This window comes from Escherichia sp. MOD1-EC6021 (genome assembly GCF_002965245.1).
Taxonomy (GTDB): Bacteria; Pseudomonadota; Gammaproteobacteria; order Enterobacterales; family Enterobacteriaceae; genus Escherichia; species Escherichia coli_F.
The window spans coordinates 26796-33387 of the sequence record NZ_PTRU01000035.1; the positions used below are offsets into that span (position 1 = coordinate 26796).

The window sequence follows — 6592 nt, forward strand, 5'->3', positions numbered from 1 at the left end:
TTAATCCTCTCCCCATTCATCACAATATGCTTCAACCGGAGTTTTTCCTGCTTCATAATCACCGCGCCATGCTTCCGCATCGGCGGCATTTCCACCGCGTAACTCTGCGTAATCCATTAATAGCTCGTGCCATTCTTCAAATGTTACGGTTTGTTTAGTGGAACCAAAATCAGCCATATGTATTTCCTGCATTTTGTGGAGGTATCTCTTTGCAAATGAAATCTGAAATATGAACATCAACAGAAAAACACTTTCCTGCTTCTTTTTCTTTTGAGAAGTTTTTTCTGCATTCTTCAGCGGTCATAGGGAAGTCGCTGTAATGAGTCCATTTCACGGGGCCACCACCTGGTTTTTTGATGGTTGCGTTTATTTGGTACTTAGGCATTCAAAAATACCTCCACTCGATCACCTGTCTTTCTTGAACACATCCAGCGGCGCAGTTCTGTAAAACTATCCTGGATCTCACAACGGGTACTTTTCATTGTGACAGTTGGTATATTGTCGTAGCTGGCATATGCAATCTCTTTTTTGGGTGTGCGCAATATGCCTTTGTCAATATCAAGAATCCTGAACGCGCTAATTCTTCTTTTGTGCTCGTTAAATAGTGTTCGTTTAGTTGCTGTTATCTGCTTCTGTGCTTCCTGGTAAATGTAGGTAAGCACATCATAAGATTGTTGCTGTGTAATAAGGAAATTACGGCTAACATCCGTTGTTGTGAGCGTTTTATTATTTCTTAATCCCCAATAAGCCACGATGATATAGAGTGGATATCCTTTCAAATCTGCCACACATTCAGGAATGACAGGATTAATTTTTAACTTACGCGCCATATTTTCTCCCGGTTGTTTGTCTGAAATAGAAACATCCCCGGAATACAGCGTCATAAGCTAATTATGAAAAGTTGCAGCCACTCACTACAGGCTCTTTATCTGATTGTTCATCATCATGCATAGCTAAACCCCCTTACCTGGAGTGGAGACTGGCAAATCTGGTGTACTTCTGCGTTGCAGCCTGTACGACTTGCTCAGGGAGAGAGTGAGTGAGATTAACTCAACGCGAGTTCACCAAATAAGGGGGTTTAAGTATGCAGAATGATATTTGCGGATAAAGAGTCGTTACCTGTGTAGATGGCGCGGCACGTCACTCTGTTACGTAGCCCGTTGCTGACAGATGCCAGCGGTGCTTGAAATGCACGAATAATAACCTCCTTATGCCAGGGCTTTAGGCAATGACCGCTGTCCGGGGTTGTTAAAGAGCATGAGATGACAAGCGTTCTAACGGGCGTCAAAGAGTGCTCATTTTCCAGGCAATGAGCACAAAAAACGCGATGAACGAGCTTTTTACAATCATCTGGATAGTATTGTGTGTGCGACATTTAAAACCTGTCAATGCCACAAGAGCGATCTAATGATCTGGATAACATCTAAAAAACAGAATAATATTCTGTTTGCTAAATGATGTACGATCTAAAAATCTAGATAATACTGTTTGTGTGGTTTATTCGATCGTGTGAGTGGGTGTATGCAGTCAAAAAAACTTTTTTGAATATACAAAATTCTGAATTTCTGATTTTGTAAGGTTTTGTATGGGGAACGTCAGTAAAGAAGGGGCTTCAGTAGCTGTTCTGAAAACGATTTTGAAGCAGTCACAGATGTGTGCTGAATCAAAAAGGAAACGAGCCAGGCTTGAACATCGTTGATCGATTGCGCCCATGCTGCTAAATTTGCAGGCAAGTTTTCCGCGATTTGTAAATGCAGAAAACGAGGTGCTGAAATTTTGTTCAAGAACGTAAATTTCAGATAAAGAAAACCCCCGTAATCTCGTGTTTTCCAGGCAGCGTAGATTAGCGGGGGTTGCCCTCAAGGCCGAGCCTTGAGCTGATAACGTTTTATTTCAGGTATGCTTGTTACCTGAAATGGAGTTTAATTCCATGAGAAGGAAATATCAACTCTTACAGTGCAAGCTAAGTGCAGCTTGCTGTGATTAGCAAACGTCACTGGTCTGAACTATCACCGGAAGAGCAGGTCCGTTTCTGGCAGGACTACGAAGCGGGCATTGAAAGCTCATTCCTGGTCCCCCAGGAAAACAAAGGCGGAACAACAAAACGTCGCCGGGGTGAACATTCCACTAAGCCAAAGTGTGAGAATCCAGCCTGGTTCCGTCCCGACAGCTATAAGGCGCTGGGCGGACAGTTGGGCCACGCTTACAATCGTCTCGTTAAAAAAGACCCGGTAACTGGTCAGTACACACTCAGAATGCACATGTCGTTGCATCCATTTTATGTACTGAAACGTCAGAGTGTCGGTCGCAAATATAAGTTCCGACCGGAGAAAGAGCGGCTGCTTGACGCAATATGGGTTGTACTTGTGAGTTTTTGTGATCGTGGATTGCACACTATCGGCATGTCAGTATCTCGCCTTGCAAAAGAAATAAGTCCAAAAGACAGTAAGGGAAACGTTATTCCTGAAACCGCAGTCACAGTATCGCGCCTTTCCCGTCTGCTGGCAGAGCAGGTTTGCTTTGGCGCGTTGGGAACGTCAGAAAAGACGATATGGGACCGTGAATCCCGCCAGCGACTGCCGAAATACGTCTGGATCACCGAAACTGGCTGGAAAATGCTGGGAGTTGATCTGGTGAAACTTCAGGAACAGCAACGTAAGCGCCTTGCAGAAAGTGAAATCCGTCGGCAACTGATTAAAGAAGGGGTTATCCGCGAGGGCGAGGAAATCTCTGTTCACTCGGCTCGTAAACGCTGGTACGCGCAGCGTTCTCTCGATGCCATCAAGTCCCGACGAGAAAAAGCAGCAAAGCGTAAACGTGCTAATCGCCTGGCAAAACTGCCGCATGATGAACAGCGAAACGAAATTGCACGGTTTATTCTGAAGCGTATGCCGCCGGACGAAGCGTACTGGTGCACTAAAGAAAGATTAGAGCAACTGGTAGCCAGGGATCTACGTCAGCTTGAACTGGCCCTGACAGCTTCGCCACCCCACTAGTTTAGCTGCCTGATACAATCGGCACTCTCTTCAGCCCCTTCGGGGCTTTTCGTGTTGCCTGCATTTCATGAAATTCCTCATATTTGACGACCGTTTTTCATTTTGTCCCGCTCTGACAGTTTTTTGATGGCCGCAATAGGGTATCGGAGTAAAAACGCCTTCGGTTATCCACAAAAACCCGCAAAGGAATAACTTCAGAAAGCAGCAAACATAGAACATCAAACCCGCAATATATTCTTAACCCCTGTTCTTTAATCCCCTGCGTTGCTTCGCCGCAGGGAAAATATTTATCTTTGAAACAACTGTGGATAATCACAAAAATGCCTTCGCTTGCAGCTGCTAACGCCGCGCCGCTCAGAATATAAGTACCTCCCACCGCTTCGCGGCGGGCATATGAACTTCTGCCCAATGAAAAACAAAGCCCCTCCAACCCTCCTACAAAAAAACGCTGCAAATACTCAGCCACAGCGCCCGACCCATCACTGAAAAGCGCCGCCGCCCCCGCCCGAAGGGCGGGAACAACATCGCTTTCAATAATGGATGTTGTAACTAAAAAATTTCATCGCTGTCAGCCTTCTGGCTGGAAGTACCAAATACACGCTCGTAAGCGGCCCTGACGGCCCGCTAACGCGGAGATACGCCCCGACTGCGGGTAAACCCTTGTCGGGACCACTCCGACCGCGCACAAAAGCTATTTCATGGCTGAAAGCGGGTATGGCTTAGCAGGATGGGGATGGGTAAGGTGAAACCTATCAATCAGTACCGGCTTACGCCGGGCTTCGGCGGTTTAGCTCTGTGCCATATAAAACAATAGAGTGCCGCCTTACATGCCGCTGGCGCGGCATCAAAAAGAAAGCCCCCCAATAACGGGGGGAAATAGCGTTTTGATCAAAATGATAATGCTAGTGTGCTTCTTGCGTGCCATTCCAAGCACAAACTAAATTTAACGTTTCGTTAACTACAAAGAAATCCGATGAGTTAATCACTTGCGGAATAAAAATCATATAGTAAATTACTATATGATTTTGCGTTGTTTCGGAGAATTAAAAAATGCCTTTGATTGAATACATCAACAAGTTCTATCGGGGGAATCAGGCATCGTTCGCCAGGCTGACCGGAGTTCAACCTGCGCAGGTCACACAGTGGATCAACAAAGGATTCATCGTGGTGAATCACACACTGTATAGTCCACGCCGAAAGCTGGGAATTTAATTCCTGGTCAATATATAATGCTGTTGGCGCTTGAGGCTTTCTGCCTCATGACGAAAAGGTGGTTTGTATCTTGTTGTGCGGCAGAAAGAAGAAAGCCCCGTAGTTAATTTTTCATTAACCCACGAGGCGATCCCAATGCTTGAACAACATCAGGATAGCCTCTTACCGCGCGTTACGCAAGGAGAAGAAGGCCATGAAACAGCCGAAAAACGCCCTGACCTGGTGTTTATTAATCGTGTGCTGCACATTGTTAATATTCACGTATCTGACCCGGAATCGTTTGTGCGAGGTCCGGCTGAAAGACGGAGACAGGGAGGTTACGGCAAGTCTGGCTTACGAATCCAACGGTAAGTAGCAACCCGGAGGCGGGCGAAAGCCCGCCTTTTTGGGGATGATGTGGTTCTGGCATTAAGCGCCTTTACAAAGGGGGTATTCTGTACGGATACCCCCTTTTTCCATGTATTTTCAGGATATTAACTGCTGAAAATGGTATAATTAGTCAATATGACAGCAATTATTGAGGCGAGTATGCAGCCAAAAAAAACACCCGTGATTGTGGTCAAAAAACGCCGCGTTCTGGTCATGCCAGAAAATCCTGTGGTGAATGAAAAGCCGCAGGAAGTACAAAAATCAGCAGTTAATGAAAACAAGAAAGTACAGAAGAAAGATGCTGTAGCAGAGAAAACACATAAAAAGCAGCCTCAGCCCTGGTATTTGAAAAAACAAATCACTTTTCCCCCAAAATATCCGAAAGAATATTTTGAAAAGTGTTTCAATAAAGTTCGTGCTGTTTTTCCTGAACTATGGACAGACGAAAAAAAGAACTTGCCCCTGAAAAGCGGGATTCTCCAGGACGTTGAGAAATACCTGGCGGATAACCCGGATGTGGATCTGACGATTGAAGAGTGGAATTGTGCGGTTCAGGTGATGACGTTCCGGTGGCAATATCTTCAGAATTGTACTGTACCAGGCGCAACACGTTACGACCTTTACGGGAAACCTGCTGGTACAGTAAAAAAAGCACACGCAACTTATGCGCAACTGGTTCTCGATGCCCGTAAGAAAGCCAGCGAGAAGAAACAATTAAAACGTAAGGGATAAAGCCCCGAAGGGCTTTATCATTTCAGCCTGGCTGACTGTAGAATCCAGTGATTTTTTCCGTTTTCGTCCAGGCCGTGTTCGTAAGCTGCAAGAGCCGCTTTCATTATTGCTGTTTTTGTCTGGCCTGTTCGCAGTGCTTCCCGTTCCAGAATATCTTCGTAAACGTCCCCAAGCCGGACATTGGTCACTTTAGTTGCTCCCGATTTTTTGCGGGTAGCTTCATTGATGAATCGGGCTGTGTCTGCATTGGTTTGTTCTGTTTTTTGTCCTGGTATTACCGGAGTTTTCAAGTCAAGAGCCATTATATCACCTTTCGTGTGTTACATTAGCTTTACTGTGTAAAGTTAATGATGTAAAGCTATCGTATTACATCCATTAGGGATTGATGCCTAACTCTTGCGCCAAAAGCTCTATTTGTGCTTTAGCTGTAGAAAGGCTGGATGCGCGACGTACATCATGAACGCCAGCGCCTTCATTACAGGCCGCTTCAAAAATATCTAAATCTGAAATACGTGTACGAAGTGGCTGTATCCACACCGGGTTCTCCCGGAGTAACTTGTCGAGATCAATCGCTGCTTTTCTGTGGCGTGGTTTTGTCGTGTTAATTCTCGTGAAAAGTACCCAGGGTTGCAGGTCTGGATTGATCTGTTGAGCTGTGCGAACTTTTTCTGTTACATGAGTCAGCGTTTCTGCTTCGAAATCTGAAGACGGCTTAACGAGAGTAAGCAGAATGTCAGCTACAGTTAAGGCACTGCGAAATTCCTTGCTGTCATGCCCTGGACAGTCAATGATCAGCACTTCACATATTTTTTTCAGGCGCTTAATGACTTCTGATACATCGCCATACTCTTCATAAACAGGAACCGGTAATAAGCCATTCTGCTTTCTTTTTTCGTTCCAGCTAAGAATATCATTGTTTTTATCGGTCTTCAGAATGATGACCGTTCGTGAATTATTTACCAGATAAGAAGCCAGGTTTGTTGCTGTGGTGCTTTTTCCTACACCGCCTTTATCTGATGCGACAAGTAATGCTCTCCCCATAGAAACCTCGGATATACAGTGTAAAGGTTTATTTGTCTTTACATTGTATTCATTATAGTTACGTTGTAAAGATGTTTGTGTCTTTACAATGTAATTGTTTTTTGCGCTTTACATTGTGTGTATGTTACAGGGTAACTTTTCAGGATGCGATTTTGCCTGGTGTGTTGTTGCGCCCGTAGCTCGCTGACGCTCACACGCGCAGTACAGCGCCCCGCCCTGCTGCAATGCACCAGGACGGCGTA

Annotated in this window: 9 protein-coding genes and 1 pseudogene; 4 read left to right on the top strand and 6 right to left on the bottom strand. The window is 45.3% G+C overall.

Annotation, left to right across the window (positions count from 1 at the left end; genetic code table 11):
• Genes BEB54_RS29040 through BEB54_RS24240 form a run of 3 tightly spaced genes read right to left on the bottom strand, consistent with a single transcriptional unit; the run spans nt 1 to nt 830 of the window.
• Nucleotides 1-177: a hypothetical protein gene (locus BEB54_RS29040; RefSeq protein ID WP_000753050.1), complete on the bottom strand. Its 177-nt coding sequence runs from the start codon at nt 175-177 to the stop codon at nt 1-3.
• Complete coding sequence (locus tag BEB54_RS24235) at nt 170-385, bottom strand: DUF1187 family protein (protein ID WP_001127357.1); 216 nt, start codon at nt 383-385, stop codon at nt 170-172. Before BEB54_RS24235 ends, BEB54_RS29040 begins: the two co-directional genes overlap by 8 nt.
• On the bottom strand, nt 378-830 hold the full coding sequence (locus BEB54_RS24240) for a CaiF/GrlA family transcriptional regulator (protein ID WP_000101552.1): 453 nt from the start codon (nt 828-830) through the stop codon (nt 378-380). The genes BEB54_RS24235 and BEB54_RS24240 overlap by 8 nt, the downstream gene beginning before the upstream one ends.
• A 1137-nt stretch (nt 831-1967) precedes the next feature.
• Between BEB54_RS24240 and repA the strand changes: the two genes are divergently transcribed.
• Nucleotides 1968-2996 carry a plasmid replication initiator RepA gene (gene repA, locus BEB54_RS24245; protein ID WP_001175214.1) on the top strand — a complete coding sequence of 343 codons (1029 nt, stop codon included), beginning with the start codon at nt 1968-1970 and terminating at the stop codon, nt 2994-2996.
• A 97-nt stretch (nt 2997-3093) separates the two neighbouring features.
• Here the strand turns inward: repA and BEB54_RS29490 are convergent, their stop codons facing one another.
• Nucleotides 3094-3462, bottom strand: coding sequence for a hypothetical protein (locus tag BEB54_RS29490; protein ID WP_223720106.1), 369 nt, complete (start codon nt 3460-3462; stop codon nt 3094-3096).
• Nucleotides 3463-4343: 881 nt separating this feature from the next.
• Here BEB54_RS29490 and BEB54_RS29495 point away from each other — a divergent pair.
• The 3 genes and pseudogenes from BEB54_RS29495 to BEB54_RS24265 form a co-directional block, all read left to right on the top strand.
• Nucleotides 4344-4496 (top strand): annotated as a pseudogene (locus BEB54_RS29495) (DUF5431 family protein); the annotation flags it as partial.
• Nucleotides 4441-4563 (top strand): Hok/Gef family protein, encoded by a 123-nt coding sequence (locus BEB54_RS24260; protein WP_223685802.1) that lies wholly within the window; start codon nt 4441-4443, stop codon nt 4561-4563. The pseudogene BEB54_RS29495 and the gene BEB54_RS24260, both read left to right, overlap by 56 nt.
• Nucleotides 4564-4712: 149 nt before the next feature.
• The gene (locus BEB54_RS24265; RefSeq protein WP_000125164.1) at nt 4713-5309 is read left to right on the top strand and encodes a ProQ/FINO family protein; all 597 of its coding nucleotides are present in this window, start codon (nt 4713-4715) and stop codon (nt 5307-5309) included.
• A 17-nt stretch (nt 5310-5326) separates the two neighbouring features.
• Here the strand turns inward: BEB54_RS24265 and BEB54_RS29145 are convergent, their stop codons facing one another.
• Nucleotides 5327-5611 carry a hypothetical protein gene (locus BEB54_RS29145; RefSeq protein WP_001162371.1) on the bottom strand — a complete coding sequence of 95 codons (285 nt, stop codon included), beginning with the start codon at nt 5609-5611 and terminating at the stop codon, nt 5327-5329.
• A gap of 73 nt (nt 5612-5684) precedes the next feature.
• Nucleotides 5685-6350, bottom strand: a complete 666-nt coding sequence (locus BEB54_RS24275) for a nucleotide-binding protein (protein WP_000532148.1) — start codon at nt 6348-6350, stop codon at nt 5685-5687.
• Nucleotides 6351-6592: the final 242 nt, after the last annotated feature.

Coding starts and splice junctions, on each gene's coding strand:
- BEB54_RS29145 (WP_001162371.1), bottom strand. CDS start 5,611: ATGGCTCTTGACTTGAAAACTCCGGTAATACCAGGACAAAAAACAGAA.
- BEB54_RS24240 (WP_000101552.1), bottom strand. CDS start 830: ATGGCGCGTAAGTTAAAAATTAATCCTGTCATTCCTGAATGTGTGGCA.
- BEB54_RS24275 (WP_000532148.1), bottom strand. CDS start 6,350: ATGGGGAGAGCATTACTTGTCGCATCAGATAAAGGCGGTGTAGGAAAA.
- BEB54_RS24235 (WP_001127357.1), bottom strand. CDS start 385: ATGCCTAAGTACCAAATAAACGCAACCATCAAAAAACCAGGTGGTGGC.
- BEB54_RS24265 (WP_000125164.1), top strand. CDS start 4,713: ATGACAGCAATTATTGAGGCGAGTATGCAGCCAAAAAAAACACCCGTG.
- BEB54_RS29040 (WP_000753050.1), bottom strand. CDS start 177: ATGGCTGATTTTGGTTCCACTAAACAAACCGTAACATTTGAAGAATGG.